The organism is Parasphingorhabdus sp. (genome assembly GCF_048269915.1).
GTDB lineage: Bacteria > Pseudomonadota > Alphaproteobacteria > Sphingomonadales > Sphingomonadaceae > Parasphingorhabdus.
This window is the reverse complement of the sequence record NZ_JBLWTY010000001.1, coordinates 123406-149084: the sequence shown is the minus strand read 5'-3', so window position 1 is coordinate 149084 and position 25679 is coordinate 123406. Positions and strand designations below refer to the sequence as shown.

The 25679-nt window shown below is 57.4% G+C and carries 23 protein-coding genes; 14 read left to right on the top strand and 9 right to left on the bottom strand.

Annotated features, from left to right (window positions below; genetic code table 11):
• Position 1 precedes the first annotated feature (1 nt).
• A complete protein-coding gene (locus tag ACN0WX_RS00680) occupies positions 2-1111 on the bottom strand; it encodes an isoaspartyl peptidase/L-asparaginase family protein (protein ID WP_417620351.1) in 1110 nt (369 codons plus the stop codon).
• Between the two features lie 87 nt (positions 1112-1198).
• On the opposite strand from ACN0WX_RS00680, the gene ispG reads away from it, so the two are divergent.
• The 7 genes from ispG to ACN0WX_RS00645 all read left to right on the top strand — a co-directional run bounded on the left by ispG (position 1199) and on the right by ACN0WX_RS00645 (position 9645).
• Entirely contained in the window at positions 1199-2326 is a 1128-nt protein-coding gene (gene ispG / locus ACN0WX_RS00675) for a flavodoxin-dependent (E)-4-hydroxy-3-methylbut-2-enyl-diphosphate synthase (RefSeq protein WP_417620350.1), read from the top strand.
• Positions 2327-2399: 73 nt separating this feature from the next.
• Positions 2400-2885 (top strand): thioredoxin family protein, encoded by a 486-nt coding sequence (locus tag ACN0WX_RS00670; protein WP_417620349.1) that lies wholly within the window; start codon positions 2400-2402, stop codon positions 2883-2885.
• A gap of 15 nt (positions 2886-2900) precedes the next feature.
• Entirely contained in the window at positions 2901-3620 is a 720-nt protein-coding gene (gene gspN / locus ACN0WX_RS00665) for a type II secretion system protein N (RefSeq protein ID WP_417620348.1), read from the top strand.
• 510 nt (positions 3621-4130) lie between these two features.
• Positions 4131-5132, top strand: coding sequence for an LLM class flavin-dependent oxidoreductase (locus tag ACN0WX_RS00660; protein ID WP_417620347.1), 1002 nt, complete (start codon positions 4131-4133; stop codon positions 5130-5132).
• 87 nt (positions 5133-5219) lie between these two features.
• Entirely contained in the window at positions 5220-6512 is a 1293-nt protein-coding gene (gene nhaA / locus ACN0WX_RS00655; protein ID WP_417620346.1) for a Na+/H+ antiporter NhaA, read from the top strand.
• A complete protein-coding gene (locus ACN0WX_RS00650; protein WP_417620345.1) occupies positions 6509-7867 on the top strand; it encodes a hypothetical protein in 1359 nt (452 codons plus the stop codon). The genes nhaA and ACN0WX_RS00650 overlap by 4 nt, the downstream gene beginning before the upstream one ends.
• Positions 7868-8079: 212 nt before the next feature.
• Positions 8080-9645 (top strand): amino acid permease, encoded by a 1566-nt coding sequence (locus tag ACN0WX_RS00645; protein ID WP_417620344.1) that lies wholly within the window; start codon positions 8080-8082, stop codon positions 9643-9645.
• Positions 9646-9681: 36 nt separating this feature from the next.
• On the opposite strand, the gene ACN0WX_RS00640 is transcribed toward ACN0WX_RS00645, so the two are convergent.
• Positions 9682-10947 carry a SulP family inorganic anion transporter gene (locus ACN0WX_RS00640; RefSeq protein ID WP_417620343.1) on the bottom strand — a complete coding sequence of 422 codons (1266 nt, stop codon included), beginning with the start codon at positions 10945-10947 and terminating at the stop codon, positions 9682-9684.
• 150 nt (positions 10948-11097) lie between these two features.
• Here ACN0WX_RS00640 and ACN0WX_RS00635 point away from each other — a divergent pair, with 150 nt between their 5' ends.
• From ACN0WX_RS00635 to ACN0WX_RS00615, 5 genes are read left to right on the top strand one after another with little or no spacing between them, the layout of a single operon-like run.
• A complete protein-coding gene (locus ACN0WX_RS00635) occupies positions 11098-12681 on the top strand; it encodes an NAD(P)/FAD-dependent oxidoreductase (RefSeq protein ID WP_417620342.1) in 1584 nt (527 codons plus the stop codon).
• A gap of 6 nt (positions 12682-12687) precedes the next feature.
• Positions 12688-13140 carry a GtrA family protein gene (locus tag ACN0WX_RS00630; RefSeq protein ID WP_417620341.1) on the top strand — a complete coding sequence of 151 codons (453 nt, stop codon included), beginning with the start codon at positions 12688-12690 and terminating at the stop codon, positions 13138-13140.
• Positions 13141-13145: 5 nt separating this feature from the next.
• Positions 13146-14516, top strand: coding sequence for a sulfatase-like hydrolase/transferase (locus ACN0WX_RS00625; RefSeq protein ID WP_417621177.1), 1371 nt, complete (start codon positions 13146-13148; stop codon positions 14514-14516).
• Between the two features lie 4 nt (positions 14517-14520).
• Positions 14521-16293 (top strand): hypothetical protein, encoded by a 1773-nt coding sequence (locus tag ACN0WX_RS00620; RefSeq protein WP_417620340.1) that lies wholly within the window; start codon positions 14521-14523, stop codon positions 16291-16293.
• A gap of 54 nt (positions 16294-16347) precedes the next feature.
• A complete protein-coding gene (locus ACN0WX_RS00615) occupies positions 16348-16725 on the top strand; it encodes a VOC family protein (protein WP_417620339.1) in 378 nt (125 codons plus the stop codon).
• A gap of 9 nt (positions 16726-16734) precedes the next feature.
• Here the strand turns inward: ACN0WX_RS00615 and msrB are convergent, their stop codons facing one another.
• From msrB to ACN0WX_RS00595, 4 genes are all read right to left on the bottom strand, one after another.
• Complete coding sequence (gene msrB, locus ACN0WX_RS00610) at positions 16735-17241, bottom strand: peptide-methionine (R)-S-oxide reductase MsrB (RefSeq protein WP_417620338.1); 507 nt, start codon at positions 17239-17241, stop codon at positions 16735-16737.
• A gap of 80 nt (positions 17242-17321) precedes the next feature.
• Positions 17322-18638 (bottom strand): cytochrome P450, encoded by a 1317-nt coding sequence (locus ACN0WX_RS00605; RefSeq protein ID WP_417620337.1) that lies wholly within the window; start codon positions 18636-18638, stop codon positions 17322-17324.
• A gap of 115 nt (positions 18639-18753) precedes the next feature.
• The gene (locus ACN0WX_RS00600) at positions 18754-19953 is read right to left on the bottom strand and encodes an ABC transporter permease (RefSeq protein ID WP_417620336.1); all 1200 of its coding nucleotides are present in this window, start codon (positions 19951-19953) and stop codon (positions 18754-18756) included.
• Entirely contained in the window at positions 19950-20912 is a 963-nt protein-coding gene (locus ACN0WX_RS00595) for an ABC transporter ATP-binding protein (protein ID WP_417620335.1), read from the bottom strand. Before ACN0WX_RS00595 ends, ACN0WX_RS00600 begins: the two co-directional genes overlap by 4 nt.
• 44 nt (positions 20913-20956) lie before the next feature.
• Here ACN0WX_RS00595 and queG point away from each other — a divergent pair, with 44 nt between their 5' ends.
• Positions 20957-22012: a tRNA epoxyqueuosine(34) reductase QueG gene (queG, locus tag ACN0WX_RS00590; protein ID WP_417620334.1), complete on the top strand. Its 1056-nt coding sequence runs from the start codon at positions 20957-20959 to the stop codon at positions 22010-22012.
• Here queG and ACN0WX_RS00585 read toward each other — a convergent pair.
• Both ACN0WX_RS00585 and ACN0WX_RS00580 read right to left on the bottom strand, forming a co-directional pair.
• Entirely contained in the window at positions 21998-22363 is a 366-nt protein-coding gene (locus ACN0WX_RS00585) for a hypothetical protein (RefSeq protein ID WP_417620333.1), read from the bottom strand. The genes queG and ACN0WX_RS00585 overlap by 15 nt on opposite strands.
• Positions 22360-23049 (bottom strand): EI24 domain-containing protein, encoded by a 690-nt coding sequence (locus ACN0WX_RS00580; RefSeq protein WP_417620332.1) that lies wholly within the window; start codon positions 23047-23049, stop codon positions 22360-22362. Before ACN0WX_RS00580 ends, ACN0WX_RS00585 begins: the two co-directional genes overlap by 4 nt.
• Before the next feature lie 108 nt (positions 23050-23157).
• Between ACN0WX_RS00580 and ACN0WX_RS00575 the strand changes: the two genes are divergently transcribed.
• Positions 23158-24156, top strand: coding sequence for an adenosine kinase (locus ACN0WX_RS00575; RefSeq protein ID WP_417620331.1), 999 nt, complete (start codon positions 23158-23160; stop codon positions 24154-24156).
• Here ACN0WX_RS00575 and ACN0WX_RS00570 read toward each other — a convergent pair whose 3' ends face one another.
• Positions 24157-25638: a lipopolysaccharide biosynthesis protein gene (locus ACN0WX_RS00570; RefSeq protein ID WP_417621176.1), complete on the bottom strand. Its 1482-nt coding sequence runs from the start codon at positions 25636-25638 to the stop codon at positions 24157-24159.
• Between the last annotated feature and the right edge of the window lie 41 nt (positions 25639-25679).

The window sequence follows — 25679 nt, the reverse complement described above, 5'->3', positions numbered from 1 at the left end:
TTCACTCCTCATCCCCGTAAATCGCCACAGCCATCTCCCCGTTACTGGTCGCCCGTCCGCGATACATGCCCGGGGTGTTGAAACTATAGCCTGCCTGTCCCCAAGGCGTCGCATAGATGATGCCGCCATCGCCGCCCAGCTCGCCAAGTTCCGCTATCACATCATCGGCGATCTGCTGGATTTCCTCGTCCGACAGCATGAATTCGCTGGCATGAACGGCGTAGGTGTAGTTTCCTTCCTCATCCTTCGGCACGGCCAGTTGTGCTTCCGCGATGGCAATCGGCCAGCGCATCCGGATGCGGGCGCAGATTTCGTGGGCGACGCCGAGGCGGATGAAATATTCGCCCGATCCGGTCGCCGAAATCGCGCAGCTGCGATCGTCGGCATAGGTTCCCGCGCCGATCACCGGACTGTCGCCGATCCGGCCCCAGCGCTTGCCGGTCATGCCGCCGGTCGAGGTGCCGGCCGCCATATGGCCATCTTTGTCCATGGCGACGGCGCCAACTGTGCCAAACTTATAGTCGACATCGGCGGCGCTGACCTTTCTGGCGAGCAGGTCCTCGATCTGTTTCAGCCGGTAAGGCGTGGCGTAATAGTCGGGCGTCACCTGTTCGAGCCCCTGTTCGCGGCTGAACTGGTTCGCGCCTTCGCCCGACAGCATCACGTGCGGGCTGTTGTCCTTGACTGCGCGGGCGAGCAAGATCGGGTTTTTGGTACCGTTGATCCCGGCGACCGCGCCCGCCGACAGGTCGCTGCCATCCATGATGCTGCTGTCGAGCTCGTTGGTCTTGTCCCAAGTGAACACGGCGCCCTTGCCGGCGTTGAAATGGGGGTCGTTTTCCAGAATGATGATGGTGGCAGTGATCGCGTCCATCGCGCTGCCGCCGTCTTTCAGGACTTTGGAGCCGGCTTCGAGCGCTTCGCTCAGTGCTGCACGGATCGCCTGGTCCTGTTCGGGCGTGATCTTGTCACGATTGATCGTACCGGCGCCGCCGTGAATGGCGATCGACCAGCGGGCATCTTCATCCATCATATCCTGTGCGCCTGCCGCTGTGGCCATGGTGGAAAGCAATATAGTCGAGCCAAACAGGCTCAGCAATTTCCGGATCATCAAACGTCTCTCCCGATTGGCTCTTATCATTTCTTCGCGAACAGCCTATATGTCCGGCAAACCGGCCCTTCTGACAAGAGCAAAGATATGACTTCTGAAAATCCGTCGCTGCGACCCTGGCGCGACATCGAGCGGCGCAAATCCCGCCAGATCATGGTCGGCGACGTGCCGGTCGGTGGTGATGCGCCGATTACCGTGCAGACGATGACCAACACCCTGACTTCAGACGCCAAGGCAACGATTGACCAGATCCGCCGATGCGAAGAGGCCGGGGTCGATATCATCCGCGTTTCCTGTCCGGATGTCGAGAGTACGACGGCGCTGAAGCAGATTGTCCGCGCCAGCAATGTCCCCATCGTCGCGGATATCCATTTCCATTACAAGCGCGGCATCGAGGCGGCGGAGGCGGGCGCGGCCTGTCTGCGGATCAATCCGGGCAATATCGGGTCGTCCCAGCGGGTTAAGGAAGTGGTCGATGCAGCCAAGGCCAACGGCTGCGCAATCCGTATCGGGGTCAATGCGGGGAGTCTGGAGAAGGACCTGCTCGAAAAATATGGCGAACCCTGTCCCGAGGCACTGGTCGAGAGCGCGCTCGACCATATCAAGATTTTGCAGGACCATGATTTCCACGAGTTCAAGGTGGCGGTGAAGGCGTCCGACGTGTTTCTTGCTGTCGCGGCTTATTCGCAGCTTGCCGACGCAGTCGATTGCCCGCTGCACCTCGGTATCACCGAAGCGGGCGGCCTGATCGGCGGAACGGTGAAAAGCTCGATCGGCATGGGCAATCTGCTGTGGGCCGGAATCGGCGACACGATCCGCGTGAGCCTGTCGGCGGAACCCGAGGAAGAAGTGCGCGTCGGCTATGAAATGCTCAAGGCGCTCGGCCTGCGCACGCGCGGTGTCCGGGTGGTCAGTTGCCCGAGCTGCGCGCGGCAGGGTTTCGACGTGATCCGTACGGTGCAGACGCTCGAGGAGCGGCTGCAGCATATCCGCACGCCATTGTCGCTCTCGGTGCTCGGCTGCGTCGTCAACGGACCCGGTGAAGCGCGTGAAACGGATATTGGTATTACCGGCGGCGGCAAGGGCAAGCATATGGTCTATCTCTCCGGCGTTACCGACCACCATGTCGGGGATGCGAATATGGTCGATCATATCGTGAAACTGGTCGAGGCCAAGGCGGCGGAGATTGAGGCGGGGGTTAGCGAGGCGGCTTGAGATATTATCCAAGCAGTTTCGCTTCGGACAAAAGCCTGTTCCCTCACGCGGCTGGAAATGTAATAGCCGCTGGATGAGATTCTTGCTGTTTTTGCTCGCCGGACTGGTTGTGTTGCCCTCGCCTGCGGTGCTGGCGGAGAAGGCCGAATCCGAACATCCCGAAGCGCGTCCGTTTGACGACGCAGCGGACGCGATGGCAGAGGTCGATTTGGCGCTTGCCCGGGCTCTTATTGCAGACAAAAGGGTGATCCTCGTCTTGGGTGCGAACTGGTGTCATGACAGCCGCGGTTTGGCCGGCTGGTTTTCGCAGCCGCGCTTTGCCGAGATGCTCACAGCCAAATATGAGATTGTCTATGTCGATGTCGGGCACAGGGATCGCAATATCGATATCGCGCAGCGCTTCGGCCTGAAGGCGATCCAAGGCACGCCGACCGTGCTGGTGCTTTCTCCGCAAGGGGACTTGCTAAACCGCAAGTCGGCACCGAAATGGCGCGATGCTGCCAGCCGGGAGGAAGCGGATATCTTCGCCTATTTCGACCAATTTACGCCCGAACCCTGATTTGAAGGAAAGCAGGTGCCACGCGCTTTGACCTATATATTGATTCTGTTGGCGGTGATTGCGGTCGCGCTTTTCTTCCTGCCGCTGCGGCTGGCCGTCGGCATGGCGGGGCTGGAAGGGTCGCGATTTTCGGCCAAGGCGATCAGCGGAACGGTCTGGAATGGCCGGATCAAGGGCGCGCAGCTCGGGCCGTTTCCGCTCGGCGACCTTGACGCCGGGGTGCGGGTGTTGCCGCTGCTGACCGGCCGGGTCCTGATGGATCTGGAACGGCCACCGGTCGCCGGGGATGCCGGGCTGGTCGCGACCGTCGGCAAGTCGGGCAACAGCCTGCTGGTGCAGGATGTTACCACAATATTGAGCGTGGGTCGCCAACTGGCACCGCTGCCGGCGTCGGCGATCGACCTGCAGTCGGTCAATATCGTCTTTGCCGGCGGCCGCTGCCAGTCGGCCAGCGGTCGGGTGCGGGTTTCGCTTGATGCCAATATCCCCGGGCTGAACCTGAAGCAGGGGCTGCTCGGCAATGCCCAGTGTCAGGATGGCATGCTGGTCCTGCCGCTGCAAAGCGGTTCCGGTATGGAACAGCTTACGCTGAAGCTCGAAGGCAATGGATTTTACACCGCGCGGCTGTTCCTGTCGGGTAGCGACCGCGCATGGACTTTATTGCTTCCGACGTTGGGTTTTCGCCAGGTGCCGGAAGGATATGCGATAAAGGTCGCGGGTCAACTGACCAATTGATTTCGGTAGGCGGCGCACTTCTGGCCACCTTAGCGTCCGAAAAAATAACTATAATGTTTGATTTTGCGTAACGTCTTTTTGCCGGACAGTTTCTCGAACAAGAATCGCAAAGCACGGCCAGGGATTTTTATCACCCATCCAGCTGTTTTTGCCAAAAGCAATGCAATTGTCGCCGGCGGGACGAACGGAAAAACGTAAAAATGCCGCCGCATTATCCTTGATAGGCGCGATTGGCTGGAAAAGCGAACAAGCAAAGTCGCAAACAAAAAGGAGAAAATCATATAGATGCCTATCGCGATCAGGACGCTGACTGGGGGCGGCACAGGTAGATCCCTTCTATCTATGTTCTCTAGGCGCTTCAGGCCTTGGAATATTCCGAATCGTTGCCTCCCATGTTACAATCAATTACTTAATTTTACGTTTCTTCCATCCGAACAGAAGTTATTTATTCCGACCGTTGCTAATGAAAGACAAAGGCCTCAGTAGGTGTTTGAGGAGCAGCGCTGAAAAATGTCGGACAAATTGAAATTCTCGATTCTGGATCTTTCTCCGGTACCGCAGGGGAGCGATGTGAGAACCGCGCTCGATCGGTCGCTGGCGCTCGCTCGGCATGGCGAGGCGCTCGGTTATGAACGGTTCTGGATGGCTGAACATCATGGCATGGAGGGTATTGCCAGTGCCGCAACTGCGGTGGCGCTTTCGCATATCGGACAGGGAACCAGCACTATCCGTATCGGTGCAGGCGGGATCATGCTGCCCAATCACGCGCCGATGGTGATCGCCGAGCAATTCGGGACGCTGGAGGCGCTATTTCCAGGACGGGTTGATCTTGGTTTGGGGCGCGCGCCGGGATCGGACCAGCGGACGGCCCAGGCGTTGCGCCGCAATCTTAACAGCGATGCGAACGAGTTTCCGCGTGATGTACTCGAATTGCAGGCCTTTCTCGCAGGCGACGAGCGGCTCGGCGTCCAGGCGACACCGGGGCAGGGGGCCAAAGTCCCACTCTATATTCTCGGCAGCAGCCTGTTCGGCGCGCAGCTGGCCGCAGCGCTCGGTCTCCCTTATGCGTTCGCCTCACACTTCGCGCCGCAGATGCTTGATGAGGCGCTGGCCATATATCGCAGGGATTTCAAGCCGTCCGACCAGCTGGCAGAGCCCTATGTCATGTGTGGCTTCAATATATTTGCCGCCGATAGCGAAAGGGAAGCGGAATTTCTGGCCAGTTCGATGTGGCAAAGCTTTGTCGCGCTGCGCACCGGAAATCCCGGAAAACTGCCGCCACCGGTCGAAGCCTATCGTGAGACTCTGCCAGCCCAGGCCCAGTCGATGCTCGAAAAGATGATGCAGGGCAGTGCGGTGGGTTCGCCGGACATGGTGCAACAGGCGATCGAACGGTTTGTTGAGCGGACCGGTGCAGACGAATTGATAATTTCCGGATCGATTTTCGACCAGACGGCGCGCGAGAAAAGCTATGCGATCGTCGCCGACGTCCGCGATCGGATCATTGGCTAGCGCCAAATTCGCTTCACAGAAGCCTTGATTTTGCGGTCCGGTCTGCGCATGACTCTGCCAAATAGAAATTCCGAAAAAGGCGCCCCCATGGCAGAAGAAAAAGTCCCACGCTCCGGCAGAAATTCAGCGCTTCGCGACTTTTTAAAGAGCGAAGCGGCGGGCGGTATCCTGCTGATGGCCGCTGCCGCTCTGGCGATGGTCGTCGCGAACAGCCCGCTATACGACATGTATCATCACTTCCTGCACGAAATTAAGGGACCTACCCTGTCCAGCAAACTGGGGCCAATGACGCCGCATTTGTGGATCAACGACGGGTTGATGGCGATATTCTTTCTGCTCGTCGGGCTGGAAATCAAGCGTGAATTTGTCGATGGCAGGCTCAACACCTGGGAGAGAAGGCGATTGCCGGTGGTTGCGGCCGCTGCAGGCATGGTCGTTCCGGCGCTGATCTATCTGTTCGTCGTCAAGGATGTTCCGGCGCTGTATAATGGCTGGGCGATTCCGGCTGCCACCGATATTGCCTTTGCGATCGGCGTGCTCGCGCTGCTTGGTCCACGCGCGCCGACGTCGCTCAAGCTGTTTCTGGTCACCGTCGCGATTGTCGATGACATGGGTGCTGTGGCGATTATCGCGCTGGTCTACACCGCCGAAATCAACGGTGCCGCCCTGCTTGCCAGCGCGGCCATATTGGCGATCATGTACACGATGAACCGCAATGGCATACTCAAGCTATGGCCCTATTTGATCGGTGCGGGGCTGCTCTGGTATGCCGTGCTGATGTCTGGCGTACACGCAACCATCGCCGGGGTGCTGGCCGCTATGGTCATACCGATCGTGGTGACGCCGACATCACCGGATGCCGAAAATTCACCGGTCCATCGCCTCGAACATGCAATCGCGCCGTGGAGTGCGTTCCTGATCGTGCCGATTTTTGGTTTCGCCAACGCCGGTGTGTCACTCGAAGGCCTCGGTATGGACCAGATATTCGCACCACTTCCGCTCGGCATTGCCGCCGGCCTGTTCTTCGGCAAGCAGATCGGCATTTTCGCCAGCGTCTGGGTCGCGGTCAAGACTGGTTTTGCCGGACGACTGGGCGGGGCCAGCTGGCTGCAGGTCTATGGCGTCGCTATGCTCTGCGGCATCGGCTTCACCATGAGCCTGTTCATTGGCGCGCTGGCTTTTCCCGGCAATACGTTGCTGATCGAGGAGGCGAAAATCGGTGTGCTCGGCGGATCTTTGCTGTCGGCCATTGTCGGCTATTGCATATTGCGTTTCGCACCGCAGGACAAACATTTGAAATCGCTCGACAAGGAAGAAGCCGAGGAACTGCTTGATGCGTTGCCCGATGCGCAAGTGGCAAAACTGAAAGACGCCCTGTGAAGCCATTCGGGTTCGTTGCTGCTGCCTGTCTGACGATTTCCGCCTCTGCAGCGGCAACCGGACCCGCAACGCCGCCGGTCATCACCGATACGGCCGGGCCGAAAGCATCGAACGAGCTCGGTTCCATTGCGACTGATTATGTAAAGCTGACGCTTGCCCTGGGCGAACGGGAAGCCGGCTATGTCGATGCTTATTACGGGCCGCCGGAATGGGCAGAGGCAGCGAAATCGGATCCGCGCGACATGCACGAACTCGGCAAGGCGATTGGCGATCTGATGCAGCGGCTGGACGCGTTGCCGAAGAGTAACGATCCGCTGGTTGAGGCGCGCAAGCGCTTTCTGTCCGCCCAATTAGAAGCCGCCGTGACCCGTCATGCGATGATCCAGGGCGAGACCTTTCCCTTTGCCAGGGAAGCGAGGGGATTGTTCGGGGTGACACCGGAACCCAGGCCGCTCGAAGAATTTGATCCGGTGCTCGAGGAGATTGAAAATATCGCTCCCGGTGAAGGCCCGCTCAGCGAACGGGTGGCGGCGTTTGAAAAGGGCTATATCATCCCGAAGGACCGGTTACAGGCCGTGTTCGACACCGCGATTGCCGAATGCAAGGCGCGGACCGCGCAATATTTCGACCTGCCCGCGGGCGAGAATTTCCGGCTGGAATTTGTCACCGGCAAAAGCTGGAGCGGTTATAATTATTATCAGGGCCAGTATCAGAGCCTGATCCAGGTCAACACCGACCTGCCGATTTTCATCGGTCGTGCCGTCGATCTCGGTTGTCACGAGGGCTATCCGGGCCATCATGTCTATAACATGCTGCTCGAGCAGAATCTGACCCATGGCCGCGGCTGGCAGGAGTTTTCGGTCTATCCGCTCTACAGCCCGCAGAGCCTGATCGCCGAGGGGTCGGCCAATTACGGCATTGAGCTGGCGTTCAGCGGGCAGGAACGGCTGGATTACGAGCGCGACGTGCTTTATCCGCTCGCCGGCCTCGATCCCGACACGGCGGCCGCCTACTGGGCGCTGCAGATCGCCAAGCAGGCGCTCAGCGGCGCGCGGATGACGATAGCGCAGCAATATCTCGATGGCGAAATCACCCGCGAGGAAGCAATCGCGCTCAACCAGAAATATCAGTTGGTCTCCCGCGAACGGGCCGAGCAGATGACCGACTTCAACGAGCAATATCGCAGCTATGTGATCAACTATGGTCTTGGCATGGAAATGGTCCGCGACTGGATCGAAGCGCAAGGCGACGCGCCGCTGTGGCGGTGGAAGGCGATGGAGCGTTTGTTGAGCGAGCCGGTGTTGCCGGGGGATCTGGAAAATGATTCTGCTGACGCACGCTTTCCCGGCGAATGATTTCGTCATGCTGAACTTCTTTCAGCATCCAGAACGGCAAAGGCGTGACACGCTCCCGTGGTCCTGAAACGAGTTCAGGATGACGACTTAGATTTTGGAAGGGCCCGTTCTCCCCTCTCCCTTATGGGAGAAGGAACACCCCAACGAATCCCTCTTGCGCATTGCAAAAATCGGCGTAATCCATCCGCATATTTTCGGGACAGGACCGCTGCATGCCCTTCAATCTTTTCGGACGTATCAAACCCCTCGACGCCATCCTCGCTACCGCAGAGAAAAAGGCGCTAACCCGCACGCTCGGTCCCGTTCAGCTTACCTTATTGGGCGTCGGCGCGATCATCGGTACCGGAATTTTCGTGCTGACGTCGGAGGCGGCGCAGAAGGCGGGCCCCGGCATGATGTGGAGCTTTGTGATCGCCGGGCTGGTCTGCGCGGTTGCCGCGCTCTGCTATTCGGAACTGGCCTCGATGGTGCCGGTATCGGGTTCTGCTTATACTTATACCTATGCGGTGATGGGGGAATTGCTGGCGTGGATGGTCGGCTGGGCGCTGATCCTGGAATATGCGGTAGCGGCGAGCGCGGTTTCGGTCGGCTGGTCGGGCTATTTTGTCGGCCTGCTGGCCAATGCCGGAATCCATTTGCCGACCGCGCTGACCATTGGCAGCTATGCGCCGGGCGGGCTGATCAACCTGCCGGCGCTGGTGATTGCGCTGCTCGTCACATTCCTGTTGATGATCGGCACCAGCGAAAGCGCCAAGGTCAACGCGGTGCTGGTCGCGATCAAGGTCACCGCGCTGACCATTTTCATTGTCCTGACCCTGCCGATGATGAAGGGGCAGAATTTCGATCCGTTTCTGCCCAATGGCTGGTTTGGAGAAAGCCGCGGTTTTGGGGCGGTCGGTGCCGCGGCCTCGATCTTTTTCGCCTATGTCGGCTTCGATGCGGTGTCGACCGCAGCGGAGGAGACCAAGAACCCGCAGCGCAACGTGCCCATCGGGCTGATCGGCAGTCTGGCTATCTGTACGGTCTTCTATCTGCTGGTCGCGGCCGGCGCGATCGGTACGGTCGGCGCGCAGCCGATTGTTGACGCCGCCGGCAATGTGCTGGCGCCGGGCAGCACCGCATTTGCCGCGCAATGTCAGGCCTTGCTGACAGCCGGCCACGAACCTCTGGTGTGTAGCCACGAAGCCCTGGCCTTCGTGCTGCGAACCATTGGCTACCCGGCATTTGGCAATGCAATTGGCCTGGCCGCATTTCTGGCGCTGCCCTCTGTGATCCTGATCATGCTGTTCGGCCAGACCCGGATCTTCTTCGTGATGGCGCGCGATGGCCTGTTGCCCGAAAAGCTTGCCGCCATTCACCCGAAATGGAAAACGCCCCATGTCGTGACCGTCATAACCGGTGTGGCGGTATCGATATTTGCGGCCTTCCTGCCGGTCGGGAAGCTGGCAGATATTTCCAATTCAGGGACTTTGTTCGCCTTTCTGATGGTTGCGGTGGCAGTGCTGATCCTGCGCCGCACCGATCCGGACCGCCATCGTCCGTTCCGCACGCCTCTGGTCTGGGTGGTAGCACCGCTGGCGATTGTGGGCTGTCTCGGGCTGTTCTACAATCTGCCCTTCGAGGCGAAAATGGTGCTGCCGATCTGGGGCGGGGTCGGGCTGCTGCTCTACTATGCTTATGGTCACAGAAAGAGCCATGTCGGGCGCGGCCATATCGAGGTGCACGAGGTCGATACGGACGCTCCGCCTCAGCCGGTTCCACCGATCAGCGACCAATGACGGCCGCGCATATTTCCGGTCACCGTTTCGAGCGGCCTAACGCTCCGGCTGATCCCACTCGTCGGGCGACTGATTGCTATCGCGCAGCCTGAGCGCCAGCCCGATCGCCACGCCTACACCGATTGCAACCGTCAAATCGGCCACCACGGTCAGAACAAAGGTTGTGACCAGCAGGAATTTTTCCGCATGGGGCAGTGTGAGATGGTTTCGCCACTTATGCGGCTCGCTCATGTTCCAGGCAGTGATCATCAGCAGGGCCGCGAGCGCCGGCATCGCCAGATAGCCCGCCAGTGGCGCGGCCACGATCAATATGATCAAAATCACAATAGCATGGATAATCCCGGCCACCGGCGTTTTTCCGCCCGCGTTGATATTGGTCGCGGTCCGGGCAATCGCGCCGGTGACAGGCAGGCCACCGAATAAAGCCGACGCGATATTGGCGGCGCCCTGGGCACTGACTTCCGCATTGGGGCGATGCTGGCCCTTGATCATGCGGTCGGCGACGATGGCGGACAGCAGCGATTCCACACCCGCCAGAAAGGCAATTACCAGGGCAGATGGCAAGAGTTCGACCAGCCGGTCGACGGAGATTTGCGGCAGCGCAATGGCGGGCAGATGGTTGGGCAGTTCCCCGAAACGCGAACCGATTGTATCCGCTGATAATCCCAGGCCCGATACCAGCGCCGAACCGATGGCGACGGCGATGATCAGGCCGGGAAATCTGGGAAACAACCGGCGCAGGGCCGTGATCAGCACCAGGGTGACCAGCGCGATGAATAGCGCCGCGCTGTTGAGCCCGGCCCGGCCTTCCCAGAGAAAGGCAATTTTCTCGACAAAATCTGCCGGAATATTGCTGAGCGACAGACCAAGGAAGTCATTGATCTGGCTCGCCGCGATGATCACTGCGATGCCAATGGTAAAACCGCTGATGACTGCTTCCGGAACATAGGAAATAAGGCCGCCTAGCCGGAAATAGCCGGCGATCAGCAAGATGATGCCGGCCATCATTGTGGCCAGTATCAGCCCGTCATAGCCATGATCGGCAATCACCCCGAACACAACAACGATGAATGCCCCCGTGGGGCCGCCGATCTGCACGCGGCTGCCGCCAAGCAGTGAGACAAAAAAACCGCCGATAATGGCGGTGACAATGCCTTTCGCGGGATCGGCTCCGGAGGCGATCGCTATCGCTATGCTGAGCGGCAGAGCGACCATGGCAACCGTGATCCCGGCCACCAGATCCGACAGGAACAGGGAGAGGGAATAGTCGCGGACTGTAGTGATTATCTTGGGTTGCCGCATGACTGGTAAACTATCATCAATTGCCGGAAGCGCGCAATATCATTCGATTTTACGGCCCTGTTAACCGTCTGCTAACCAATTTCGTTCACTCCGGTTTTTGAAACATGAACCACGCCGATTTGCGTATATCATGAACAGGGAACGGACTTTATGACCAGACAGGGAACGCCCGAAAATTCGCCGGTCGATGTGGCAATTGTTGGCGCGGGGCCGGCCGGCCTGACCGCCGCTTATCTTCTTTCCAAGAAAGGCTATTCGGTCAAGGTGATCGAGAAAGATCCCAAATATGTTGGCGGGATCAGCCGGACGGTGGAGCATGAGGGCTTTCGTTTTGATATTGGCGGGCATCGCTTTTTTTCCAAGTCGCAGGAAGTGGTCGATCTGTGGAATGAAATCCTGCCCGACGACTTCATCCAGCGCCCCCGGATGAGCCGCATCTATTATGAAGGAAAATTCTACAGCTATCCGCTGCGCGCCTTTGAAGCGTTGTGGAATCTCGGCATCTGGCGCTCGACGCTGTGCATGGCAAGCTATGCCAAGGCGAAACTGTTCCCGAACAGGAACGTGAAGAGCTTCGAAGACTGGACCGTCAACCAGTTCGGCTACAAGCTCTATTCAATTTTCTTCAAAACCTATACCGAGAAGGTCTGGGGCATGCCCTGCGACGAAATGTCGGCGGACTGGGCGGCGCAGCGGATCAAGGGGCTGAGCCTTTGGAACGCGGTGACCGACGGCCTGAAGCGCTCGCTGGGCCTCAACAAGAAACCCAATGACGGACAGGAGGTGAAAACCCTGCTCGAAACCTTCCGCTATCCCCGCCTTGGTCCTGGCATGATGTGGGATGCCGCCAAAGCCCATGTTGAAGCCAAGGGCAATGAAGTGCTGATGGGACATAGTCTAAAACAGCTTGCCCAGGATGCCGACGGAAACTGGCGGATGAGCGCGACGAGCGCCAAGGGAGAAACCATCATCACCGCGAAACATGTGATTTCGAGTGCACCGATGCGCGAACTTGCGACCCGAATCCATCCGCTGCCACAATCCCTGCCGGAGGCACAGGAACTGAACTATCGCGACTTTCTGACCGTGGCGATCATGGTCAAGTCGGACGATCTGTTCCCTGACAACTGGATTTATATTCATGATGATCGCGTTCAGGTTGGCCGGGTGCAGAATTTCCGCAGCTGGTCGCCAGAGATGGTGCCGGACGAGAATATCGCCTGCGTCGGTCTGGAATATTTCTGTTTTGAGAATGACGGTCTGTGGTCCTCGTCAGACGAAGACCTGATCGAGCTTGCCAAAAAGGAAATGGCAATCCTCGGTCTGTGCAAACCCGAAGATGTTGTCGGCGGCGCGGTTGTGCGGCAGGAGAAGGCCTATCCGGTCTATGACGACAGCTACGAAGAAAATGTCACTACTATGCGCGACGATCTGGAAAACCGATTCCCGACGCTGCACATGGTCGGTCGTAACGGCATGCATCGATACAATAATCAGGATCACGCGATGATGACCGCGATGCTGACGGTGGAAAATATCGAAGTCGGCACCCGCAAATGGAATGTCTGGAACGTCAACGAAGACGCCGAATATCACGAAGCGGGCGACGAGGGTGCGCAACGGGTGATTGCCGACGAAATCAGCGAGGACCGTGCCGCCGCTCTCGAAAGCATCCGCGATGTACCCACCAGGATCGAGGAAACCGGTAAAGACAAAGCGCGGAAAGCGGCTTAGATTATCATGGCTCGTACTGGTGCAGGCAGAGGATCGGTCATTGATGGCCTTGCAGGCAATCTGCCGGGTCCGTTAGCGATGCTCAACCGATTTTCAATTACCCGCTATTTGCTGGCGAGCGTTGTCAGCCTCGCCTTTGATGTGGCGTTGTTCATGGTCCTGGTTGCGCTGATGATTGATGCGGGATGGGCGTCGGCGGCTGGCTATAGCGCCGGCATCCTTGTCCACTGGCTGATTTCTTCGAATTTCGTTTTCCCCGGCAAGGCGCGCGATGGTGCGGCGCTGCAATTGCAGCGCATCGGCTTCATCGCCACCGCCATGTTGGGGCTCGGTATTACGGTCACCATGGTAAGCTGGCTTGTCGCCGCAGGCGTCTTGCCGGTCATGGCCAAAGCAGCAGCGGTCGCCGTCAGTTTCTTCGCCGTATATCTCACCCGTAAATATGGAGTTTTCCGGTGAGCTATATGGATATGACCATCGAAGCGCAGGAGACCAGGCCGCGTTTCAGCCCCGATTTCAGGAAATTTCTGAACTGGGCGCTGGTCTGGATTGTTCTGGCGAATATCCCGTTCATGGCGATGTGGATGGTCGGTGCACCGCCCCGCGCCATGCCGATTGCGCTGGCCGGTCTCGTCGGCCTGATCGTCAAGCGCATGCCGCGGGCGGTGCAATGGGTCGCCTTTGTTGCAGTGATGATCTATTCCTTGCTGTCCTTCGTCTCGGGACTGTTCAGCCTGACGCTGGATTCCTTGCTATATTCGCTCCAATTTTTCGCCGAGATCAAGCCCGGCAATTCGATTGAATATATTGCCGCAGCGGCAGTGATCGCCGGGATTCTGGTCGGCAGCTGGTTCCTGCTCGAGCGCGATGCGAACTTCTCCAGGCCGCTCCATATCCTGCTCGGCGGCGCGCTGGTTTTCGGGCTGGTCGGCGCGGATTCCGCCGTCGGCGAGGGGATGCGCGGGCATTATTTCAGACCGGCACCCGCAGGAGCATTTTTTGAATCGGCGGTTGGCAAATCCGGTTTTGCCACGCGGGCGAATGGCAAACGCCATCTGGTGCTGATCATGGTTGAATCGCTCGGCGTGCCAAAAAATAACCAGGCAATGTCAGACAAGCTGTTTGTCTATTATAACAATAGCGCCGTCAACGCCCGCTACGAGGTCAACCAGGGGACCAGCCTATATTATAATAGCACCACGTCCGGCGAAATGCGAGAACTCTGCGGCCGTTGGGGCGATTATTATGAATTGCTCGCAACTGATGATCCTCAGATATTGAATTGTCTGCCCGCTCAGCTCGCTGGCAAGGGTTATAAGACGCAGGCCATGCACAGTTTCAAGGGTCCCTTTTTCAAGCGGGAAACCTGGTATCCCAAAATCGGCTTCCAGACGCGCGAATTTGCGGCCGATCTGGAAAAGCGCGGCGCAGAATGGTGCGGCGGCGTATTTGCCGGAGCCTGTGACCGGCAGGTGCCCGCAATGCTGGCCGAAAACCTGAAACGGGCGAAGCAACCGACTTTCCAATATTGGCTGACCCTGAACACCCATTTGCCGGTGCCGACCGAGCAGAACCTCAATGCCGAAAATTGCGAAAAAATATCGATCGAACTGGCCCGGGACTATCCGATGATCTGTCGTCAGTTCGCTATATTTGACGATATCGACAAGGCGCTGATCAAGGAAATTACCGCGCGCGATTTTCCGGAGGCAGACATATTGCTGGTCGGTGACCATATGCCGCCGTTTTTTGATCGCCATCACCGCTCACAATTTGACCCGGAGCGGGTTCCATGGCTTTACCTGAAAGCCAAGAGCTCACAGCCCGAAGGGTAAGATTTTGGAACGTTTGCGCGGCAACCTGTCATTACTGCTGATCTGGGTCGGAGTCTGCGCAGTGCTCATTCTGGTTAATCGTGGGCAGATCGTAACGGGTATCGGCTGGGATCCGGACGATCAACTGCGCATGGTGCAACTGCGCGATTGGCTTGGTGGGCAAAGCTGGTTTGACACGACCCAATATCGGGTCGGCGAACCGGATAGCCAGCCGATGCACTGGCCGCGCTGGATCGAGCTTCCGCTTGCGGCGGTGGTGCTGTTCCTGAAGCCCATATTCGGTGTGGCGGCGGCAGAAACCGCGGCGATGGTGATCGTGCCGTTGCTCACTCTTGGCATCGCGATGTGGCTGGTTGCGAAAATCAGCGAACAGGTTTTTGATCGGAAGATCGCGCTTCTGGCGGCCGCACTGACGGCCACTGCGGTGGCGGTTGTTGCCCAAATCCGTCCGATGCGGGTGGACCATCATGGCTGGCAGATTGTTCTTGCGCTCACCGCATTGTGGACGATTTTCTGGCCAGACAAGCGCAAGGGTGGTTTGGCTCTCGGCGCTACGCTCGCGTTCTGGTTGTCGATCTCTCTGGAAGGCCTGCCGCTGTCGGTGGCCTTCGTTATACTATTGACACTGCGGTGGCTGTTCCAGACTGCAGAGGGCGTCCGCCTGTTCTGGACGCTGCTTTCCTTTCTGCTCTCCAGTTTCATCTTATATCTTGCCGCGCACGGTGGCTTTGACATTTTGATAAACTATTGCGACGCGCTATCTCCTGCGCATCTAATGGCATGCGCGGCGGGTGCGGCGATCATTTTGCCGGCGATCAAATTTCTGCCGCCGAGCATCGCGCTGCGTATCGCGAGCGTGGTTGTCGCTGGGGGTACGGCACTAGCCCTATTTCATACCCATGCTCCCCAATGTGTTGGCGGTGCGTTTACCACCATGGATCCGCTGGTCCGCGAATATTGGCTGGTCAATGTTTTGGAAGGCCTGCCCATCTGGTATCAGAAGTGGAAGACTGTCGTTACATTGCTCGGCGGATCAATTGTCGTTGGGCTGGGCAGCTTGATTTATATCTGGCGTGTCCGACCTGACGGGATTGACCGCAGCAAATTATTTGTCCTCGGCTATGCTTTCCTCTGGGCGCTGGTGCTATCCCTGTTCGTCCAGCGCGCGACAGCCGTAGCGGCAGCCTTTGCGTTGCCATTCATGGCCTGGGCCGTGCACCAGGCCTTTGTGAAGGCGCGCAGTTTGAAATATCCGGTATCGCGTATACTTGCCACCGCAGCGGTTGTGTGTCTTGTCCTCCCCGGGCCGCTGGCCATTGGGCTGTTCAATCTTGTGGCCGCAGACGACCAAATACCGGAAAAAATGGCTGACGGCGCTTCTTGCGGAGATGATGATTCGCTGGCGCAGCTCAATGCACTACCGCGCTCCAATATTGTCGCTCCATTTGATTTCGGACCACGCATATTGTTGCTCACTCCGCATAATGTGCTTGCCACCAGCCACCACCGTAATGACAAGGCGATGAGCGACCAGATACGTATTTTCACGTCCGCACCGGATGTAGCCCGTCGACTTCTGGACATGCACAATATCCGCTTCATTGTTGCTTGCGATGCCGAAGCAGAGCTCGACAGCTATGCCCGAACACATCCCGACGGGTTATGGGCGCAGCTTGCCAACGGCTATAACCCGGCTTGGCTCCAACCTGTCCATTTTCGGGACAGTGGCCTGAAACTCTGGCGAATGCCTTCAAAAGAGTTGCTTAACGCCATGTAAAACATGTTATGTTTTGACCCAAGTCGCACAATAACCAAAAACACGGAGATCAAAATGGCAAGGGTCACTGGCCTCGGTGGGGTTTTTCATATGGTGAAGGATCCCGCAGCAACACGCAAATGGTACCGGGACTATCTGGACCTGGATGGCGAATATGGACCAATGCTAAACTGGTCCGATGAAAAAGCGGAAAAGCCATATAGTCTCATCAGCCATTTTCCCGAAGATAGTGAATATCTGGAACCCAGCGAAGCGAAGTTCATGATCAATTTGCGGGTTGATGATTTGGATGCCTATGTCGAACAACTGAAAGACAAGGGGCTCGAAATTCTCGGGCAGGTCAACGAAGGATATGGCAAATTTGCCTGGATTCTAGATTGCGATGGCATAAAACTCGAATTCTGGCAGCAGATTGAAGCGCCGGAAATTTGAACAGCCGGTTCAGGCGGGAATGAATTTCAGCGCAAGACCGTTGATGCAATGTCTCTTGCCGGTCGGTCGCGGCCCATCGTTGAAAATATGCCCGAGATGTCCACCGCAGCGCGCGCAATGAACTTCGGTCCGTGCATAGCCGAGTTTATAATCTTTTGCCGTACCGATGCGGTTCGGCGCTATCGGAGCCCAAAAGCTGGGCCAGCCGGTGCCGCTATCATATTTGGTATTTGATTTATATAGGCCCAGATTACACCCGGCGCATGCGAAGACGCCCGTGCGTTTCTCGGCATTGAGCGGGCTGGAATAGGCGCGCTCGGTGCCTGCAAGGCGCAGGATATGGTATCTGGCAGCACCCAGCCGTCGCTTCCACTCATCCGCAGTTCGGTTGACTGTGAACGGACCTCCCGACCGCGCCACCGCACTGTCGAACAGACCGGAAAGGCTGGCAACTCCATAGGCTGCGGTGGCCACCAGTGTGCCGGATATGACGGTACGCCGATTTAGCGGTTTCATATGCCATCCTTTTCAACGCTCCCGATCTATTCAGGGCGGGTGTCAAAAAGGTTACAGGCCGTCGGCTGAACGGAAACTGATCAATATTTCGAAAGCTCGACTTCCAGTTCGCGAAAGCCGTGAACGAAACAGGCGTGGACCCGGCGATGTTTACCGGTGGGGTTAACCTGCATCCGGCGTTTGTGCATTTCTTCGAGCAAAATCCGGATTTGCAATTCGGCCAGACGGGCTCCGACGCAGCGGTGGATGCCGTAGCCGAAGGCAAGGTGACGCCGCGCATTTTCGCGGTCGACAATGATCTTGTCGGCTTCGGGAAAAACATCCTCATCGCGGTTGGCAGAGATATACCAGAGGACGACCTTGTCACCCTTCTTGATCTGGTTGCCGAACAGGTCATGATCTTCCAGAGCGGTGCGCCGCATGTGGGCGAGCGGGGTTTGCCAGCGGATGATTTCCTGCACCGCATTGGGAATGAGATCCGGATTCTGCTGCAGCTTGGCCCGCTCTTCGGGAAACTGGCTCAGCCCAAACGCCACGCCCGACATGGTGTTGCGTGTGGTGTCGTTACCACCGACTATGAGGAGTACCAGATTGCCCATGAATTCCATTGGATCCATATCGCGCATATGCTCCGAATGAATCATCATCGAAATCAGATCCGGTGTCGGTTCGGCGTTCACCCGTTCATTCCAGAGTTTTGTGAAATAGGCACCCATTTCGTAGAGGACTTGTCGCCGCTGCTCGGTAAGATCTTCGGCAACTGCCAACTCGACATCGCCGGCCCAGTCCGACCAGTAAGTCAGAAGCCGGCGGTCTTCCCAAGGGAAGCCGAAAAGAATGGCCAGCATGCCTGTTGTCAACTCAATCGATACTTTGTCGACCCAATCGAATTTCTCGTCCCACGGTAAGCTGTCCAGTACTTCGGCTGTACGCTGACGAATTTCGGCTTCCATCCGTTTCATCTCGGTCGGCGTGAAGGCCGGGGCAACTGTGCGACGCTGGCCAGTATGTTTTGGGCGATCCATGGCAATGAACATCGGCAACTGAAAATCAGAGTCATCGAAGTCCGGTTCAGCAATAGTGATGCCGCCGTGAGATACGTCGGATGAGTAAATATCGGGCAGGGCTTCGACATGCTGGATCGGTTTGTACGTGGTGATATTCCAGAAATCGCCGTGGACGCCCCCTTCGATCTTATTGATCGGTGCCTGCTCCCGCATTTCCGCAAACGGTTTGCGCCACAAATCCTTGCTGTACAATTCTGCCCGACTCACATCCCAGGGATTGGGGTCCTGGTCGGTGATCGGCGGGTTGCGTTTGTACCAATCTTCCAGTGCCTCGTCGGCGGTTGGAGAAGTGGTCAGATTATCAAGGTCAATTTGGGGAACGGAAGCCATAATTCTCTCCTGCCGTTGCTCGTGCCAGCAATCGGTTGCGTTTCAAAACTCGTTCAATCTGCCTCTATTGACAGTAATGTCAATGACTTTTCGGCAAATGCCGAAAATCCAAAGATTATTTGCCTGTGACTCTGGCGAAAAGGCCTTTCTTGCGGGCGACCTGTCCGGATTTCATCACGTTGCGACGGAATAGCATTACCGAAAAGCGGATGATGATCAGGGTGAAAAGCCCCTGCCAGACCAGCGCCAGACCGTGCTGCCAGATATTTTCCATTTGGGCAGCGCGCGCGATCATCGCAAAAGGAGAACTAAAAGGAAAGAGGACAGTGAACCATTCAATCGGTTCCCCCAGCTTGGTAATGGAGGAATAAGCGAGAAAAAAGACAAGCAATTGTCCCATAGTTACCGGCATCGACAGTGTCTGTACTTCTCGTACGGTCGTTGCCATCGCTCCGATTCCGAGAAAAAGAGAGCCCAGAAGCAAATAGGCCATCGAAAAATATAAGAGCATCAACAGTCCGAATATCGGCCAGCCGACGGCAGGGGAGGGCAGGGCATTCCAGTTTCCGCCAAGCGAATATGCTACCGCGAATGCCGCCGTGCTCCACACTGCGATGCCGACAAGCGCCATTCCCAGCATCGCGAATAGTTTGCCGAGGAAAATCGAATCCATCGGGATCGCCGCCGCGAGAATTTCGATGATTTTGTTGGTTTTCTCTTCGACCAGATTGGAAAGTACCATTCCCGCCAATATCATTGTCAGCAGGATCAGTATTGCCTGACCTGCCTGTGCCGTGAGGAGCTGATTTCGTTTGCTGGCGCTTCGGGTCTGCCCGACAAAGCGTGTTTCGATGTTGACCGCCGCAGATTGCGCAAGGGCGACTTCGGCAAGCAGGGCGATTTGGCCCTGCCATCGCTTAACATCTCCTTTTGAACCGGTCAGCACGGGTGCCGCCAGTGTGCCGGAGAGAACGGCGGTCAGTGATTTGTCACTATCCAGTGTGGAAGCGATATCCGTTTCTCGTCCGGAAAAGTCTTTCAGTCTGACCAGTTCCGGAATGGATTTTGAACTGAGGCTCTGGGAGAGCCGCAACCGTGTGGCGAGCAGGATATTCGTTTCCTCGGCGTTCATGGCGACGCCAATGACGGGATTGTCGATGTCCCGGGAGACTTGCTGTCCCAAGCCCCCGGCCAAAACAGCAATGCCGATCGGAAACAGCGGTCCCAGCAAAAAGAAGAAGAAAGATTTGGAGAAGATGATCGCGGTGAAGTCACGGCGGGCGATGACATAGGCCGCGCGAATGGTCTCAATCATGGCGCTTCTCCCGGATTATCGGTCTCTGCGTATTTTTCCATTTTTCTGGCCGTTGCCTCGCCGGCAATATGGACAAAGGCGTCGTGCAGACCAGGGCGCTCGATCGACAGAGATTCAATGCCCGCGCCACCTTCTACCAGAGTATGCAGCAAGCGCTCGACTCCGCTCTCCGGTAAGGTAAAGTGCCAGTTGTGGCCGAGCGGTTCGCAGTCTGCGGGAATCGCGGAGCGCCAGGGGCCCTCGAGTTCGCGAGTTTCGAGATGCACCTGAGGACGTAGACGGTCTCGCGCCGTCGACACTTTTCCCTTGAAGGGGATTTTTCCGTCGGCGATAATCGCGATCTCTTCGCATAGCCGTTCGGCATGGGCGATCACATGGGTGGAAAAAATAATCGTCACACCTTTGTCGGCCTGCGCCCGGATCAGCCGTTCCAATTTACCCTGATTGAGCGCGTCCAGACCGGAAAACGGTTCGTCGAGAATGATCAGATCGGGATCGTGCACCAGCGTGCCGAGCAATTGCACCGTCTGAGCCATGCCTTTGGATAGCTGACGAATCTGCTTGTCAGCGGCATCGCCCAGTCCATGCTCATTCATCATCGCGCGCCCGCGTTTGCGGCCTTCGGCCAACGGTAGCCCGCGTAGCGCGCCCATGAACGCAATTGCATCATATGCCTTCATTGATGGATAGAGGCCGCGTTCCTCCGGAAGATAGCCAACCTGATGCGCCTTCGAGATCGGCTCCGGCGATCCAAGCAGGAAGCGTTCGCCGTCGTCGGGATCGATGATTCCCAACAGCATCCGCAATGTTGTCGTCTTTCCCGCTCCGTTGGGACCCAATATGCCAAAGATGCTGCCTTTTTTGATCGTCAGATCAATGCCATCGACAGCGGTCTCACCATCAAATCTTTTGACAATATTGCGAGCCTCAATGGCAAATTCGGAATGGGGCGCGTGCATTTACGGCTTTCATATCGGACAGGAGTGTTTGATAGGGAAAGCCTATGCCGGATGACAAGTTAAGATTGGCCGAAGCGCTTGAAAAAAAGGCGAAGGAAGAGGGCTTTGCCGCAGTGGGCATCGCTCCGGCAGCCTTGGCACCGGAAACCCGGCAGCGCTTGCAACACTGGCTGGCAGACGGTCGCCAGGGAGACATGCTCTGGATGGAGAGCCGCGCCGACGAGCGATCCAATCCGGCTACCCTGTGGCCTGACGTTCGATCGATCATCATGCTCGGGATGAGCTATGCGCCCGGCACCGATCCATTCGCTCTGGAGGGCGTCCCCGATCACGGGCGTATTTCGGTCTATGCACAGGGCAAGGACTATCATGATGTCGTCAAGGGTGCGCTTAAAAGGACAGCGGGCTGGCTGGTCGGGCAGGCCGAATGCGAGGTAAAGGTATTTGTCGATACAGCGCCGGTTATGGAGAAGCCGCTCGCGGCAGCTGCTGGTCTGGGCTGGCAAGGCAAACATACCAATATCGTCAGCCGGGATCACGGAAGCTGGCTGTTTTTGGGGGCGATTTACACGACTTTGGATCTGGAGCCTTCAACGCCGGGGAAAGATCGCTGTGGTAGCTGTTCGGCTTGTCAGGATATCTGTCCAACAGGGGCATTTCCCGCACCCTATAAACTTGATGCCAGGGCCTGTATTTCCTATCTGACGATCGAACATAAAGGGCCCATCCCGCATCAATATCGCAAGGCGATGGGCAACCATATATATGGTTGTGATGACTGTCTGGCGGTCTGTCCATGGAACAAATTTGCACAAGCTGGAGCCGCGAACAAAGCTTTTCTGCCCCGCGCGGAACTGGCGGCGCCGGCCTTGGCGGATTTGCTGGCGCTTGACGATGCCGATTTCCGGCATGTGTTTTCCGGATCGCCGGTCAAGCGGACGGGCCGCGACCGGATGGTGCGCAACGCGCTTATCGCTGCGGGCAATAGTGAGGACGCGTCATTGATCGCGCCTGTGCAGGCGCTTTTGAACGATGAAAACGAGGTGGTCCGTGAAGCGGCCGTTTGGGCCCTGGATCAGCTATCTTCAGCGCAGCCTTAAGGCATTGACGCAGCTGACCCGGTCGACCGCCGCGCCATCGCTGCGGCGGGCGTCAATATGGGTCACCCGGCTGGTGCCGCCTTCTTCGGAAGGATAAAGATAAGCATCCAATATGCAGGCACCGCTTGAAAACTGGAGCTTTTGTGCCGGGGGTTCGGATATGTCGAGCTGGGGTTTTCCGAACAGGCGGATGAGTTGTCCGGACGTCTTGCCCATGACAATGTCGAGACCAGCTACCGAATTAAGCGGAGAATCCGCAACCGCCGGCAGGCTAGGGCCCCTCGTGGCCGTCGTCGAGGCACAGGCGGCAAGTGCTGGCAAGCTGAGCAATATAAGAAATTTGGCCTTCATGCGGATATTTCTTCCTTCTTCCGATGAACCAGATGGGTAGCCATAGCGGCTCCCAATACTGGCGCAAGGAAATTGACAAAGGGTATGGCGAGCAACAGGGCCGTGACCAGTCCGAGGAGAAAGCGCTCAACCTTTGGCAGGCTCCATCCGCCAGCAAGATTGCGATAGTCGCTGGCGTGCCGGGCCGCGACCATGTCCTGAAGATCTCGGCCCAGTAACACCGCATTGACTCCGAAAAAGGCGATCGGAACGCCAATGCCGGTGACGAGCAACGCGATATATAGCGGTGTAGCTAGAATATTGTAACCGATAGCGCGTCCCGTGGAAGCCAGCCCCATTTTGATGCCGATACCATAGCCAGGTGGTCTCGCTGTTTCCGCACGATCGGGATAATATCGCCGTTCAACAGCGTCGACAATATCATCGGAAAAGATGTTGAGCACGAAAATGGCAACAATCCGGAACAATAAAAGCCCGGTCAATATAGCGATGATCGCTGCAGCGGCTGCAGCGGCAAAACCGCCGTCCGTCCAGCCCAGCCAGGCAAAAAGCCAGGCCAGTCCAAAATAGGCCGCGAGTCCAAAAATGACGAACAAGAGCAGAGTTAGCAATATGACCTTGAGCAGGATAGCCAATATGGCCCGGTCAGTCAGCTGGGCAAGAGAACGGGAAAAGGCATGGAGCATCTGCGCGTCATGTCATGATTGGCCAGCCAGCGTCAATTCTGCTTGATGGGTTCGGGTCAAACCCCTAACGCATGCCCCAGACAGAAATCTGCCCCAAAAGGACATTCTATGACCACCGAAGCCCGTTATGATATTGTTGCCATTGGCAATGCGATTGTCGATGTAATCTCTCAGGCCAGCGACGATTTTCTCGAAGAGGAGCAGCTGGTCAAGGGCAGCATGGCGCTGATCGATGCGAAACGGGCAGAGGAGCTTTATCGCGACATGGGCCCGGCGAGGGAAATCAGCGGTGGTTCCGGGGCGAACACGCTTGCCGGTGCTTCCACATTGGGTTGTCAATGCGCGCTGATCGCACAAGTCGCCGACGATCAATTGGGCGAGGTTTTTGCCCATGATATCCGGGCGACCGGGATTGATTTTGACGTATTGCCGCTCGGCAAGGAACCGCCGACCGCGCGCTGCCTGATTTTCGTCACGCCTGATGCCCAGCGGACGATGAACACCTTTCTCGGCGCCTCCCAATTTCTTCCCCCGGCTGCTGTTGATGCAGCGTTGATTGCCAGCGGCGCGATTCTCTATCTCGAAGGCTATTTGTGGGATGCAGAAGAGCCCAAGGCCGCAATGGCGCTGGGGATCGATATCGCCAAGCAAAATGGCCGCAAGGTGGCTTTCACCTTGTCGGACACGTTCTGTGTCGACCGGCATCGTGAAGAATTTGTCGGCCTTATTGATGATGGCAAAATTGATATCCTGTTTGCCAATGAAGCGGAAATCAAGATGCTGAGCGAGACGGAAGATTTTGACGCTGCGGTTGCGCAAACCGCCGCCAAGGTCGAAACGCTGGTGGTGACGCGCAGCGAAAAAGGTGCGATCGCCGTTCGGGACGGCAAGACTTACGCGGTTGCTGCCGAACCTATTGACCATATCGTGGACACGACCGGTGCCGGTGACCTTTTTGCTTCCGGTTTCCTCAGCGGCTATATCGAACAGCGCCCGATGGAAGAATGTTTGACCATCGGCGCGATCGCGGCAGCGGAGGTGATTTCCCATTATGGTGCGCGTCCGGAAGCGGATTTGCGCGAACTGGTCAAAGTCCGGCTCGGATGATCAGCCCTTCATTTTAAACAATGTCCGGTCTTCCGGGCCAAAGCCCCATTTCCAGATGACCCAGGCATAGCTGCCGAGGATCAGCGGGATACCGATAATCAGTTCCGCCCATTCGGGCAGATAGGTTGCCAGATAACCCACAGCGCCGGCGACACCGATGGCAATTAGCAGGTTCCAGCGCCATCCGTTGACCGGCGCATTGAGCAGTTTCGACAGGAAGATGGCTTTCACCACTGATGCATAGGCCAGCGCGACCATCAAGGCTGCTGCCACCGCTGCTGCCTGAAACAGCGGTCCCCAGCCGAAATAAATGCAAATCTGGATAAATGCTATGCTGAGCGCTGCCTGCAGCAGCAGCATCGACAGCGAGATTAGCAGATTGCGATGGCGGGCGATGTAGACCAGCGCGGATTCGCTGACCACAGCGGTAGCGGCCACCGCTTCGGCTGCCAGCAGGAAGGCGAGCGCGCCAGTCCCGCCGACGAAATTCGGACCCACTAGTCCCATCACGGCTTCGCCGGGTATCGCCAGCGCCAAGGCAATGCCGGCCTGTGCCGCGATGATCCAGAAACCGACCTGGCTCACCTGGCTGGCGATCACTTTCATATTGCCTGCTTCCAGATTGCGCGTGATGACAGGGCCGAGAATGGGGTCGAAGCTGGTTTTAAGCTTTTGTGGCAGGCTCGCGACCTGCTGCGCAATATAATAGATTCCGACGATAGCGGGGGACGCGAACAGTCCGAGGATGGCGAGATCCACGCGGCGCGAGCCCCATTCGGCGGCGTCGGCAGCAGCGAGCGGCATGTTGCGTCGCGCGATCATCGCAAGTTTCAGCGGTTTCGGTCGCCATCCATGTGGCAGGCCATAGCTTTTGAATAACGGCCAGAGCGAGGCGAGCAGCGCGGCGATCATTGAGGCAACATAGGAGAGTATCAGGCCGTCTCTGAGCGAATAGTAGGAGAAGAGGAAGGCGGCGATGCTGATCGTCCATGGCTCCACGATCGAGCGAGCACGCACCGTTGCTCCAATATCGTAGCGATAGGCAAGGGCGGCCAGTGCAATATCGGCCCCCACGACGGTAAAAATGACAAGCGGTAAAAACCGGTCGAGCCCGTTGATATCGCTGTTGGGAAACATGATGAACGGAAAAACGATCAATATCGCCGCCGCGACGCCTGATGCCAGAAAACTGACCAGCAGACCGTCCCACACGACATGGACATGAGGTCTCTCGGTCTTGCTCAGCTGCGCCGCCAGCCCTCTCTTGAGGCCAAGGGTGGCGAGCTGTGCAGCAAATTCTACTACCAATATCGCATAGGCAAAGCGGCCGAGCGCTTCCGCGCCATAAATACGACCCGCAATGAACAGAAACGGCAGGCGCGCGGCAAGGCGCAGAAGAAAACCGAATATATTGGTCCGCCCACCCTTGGCTAGCGCGGCAATATCATCCTTGTTTTTTTCAGCAGGCGATTCAGCATCCAATGGCGCTGCGCCAGCCGGGCCTGATGGTTCAGGACTGTTCA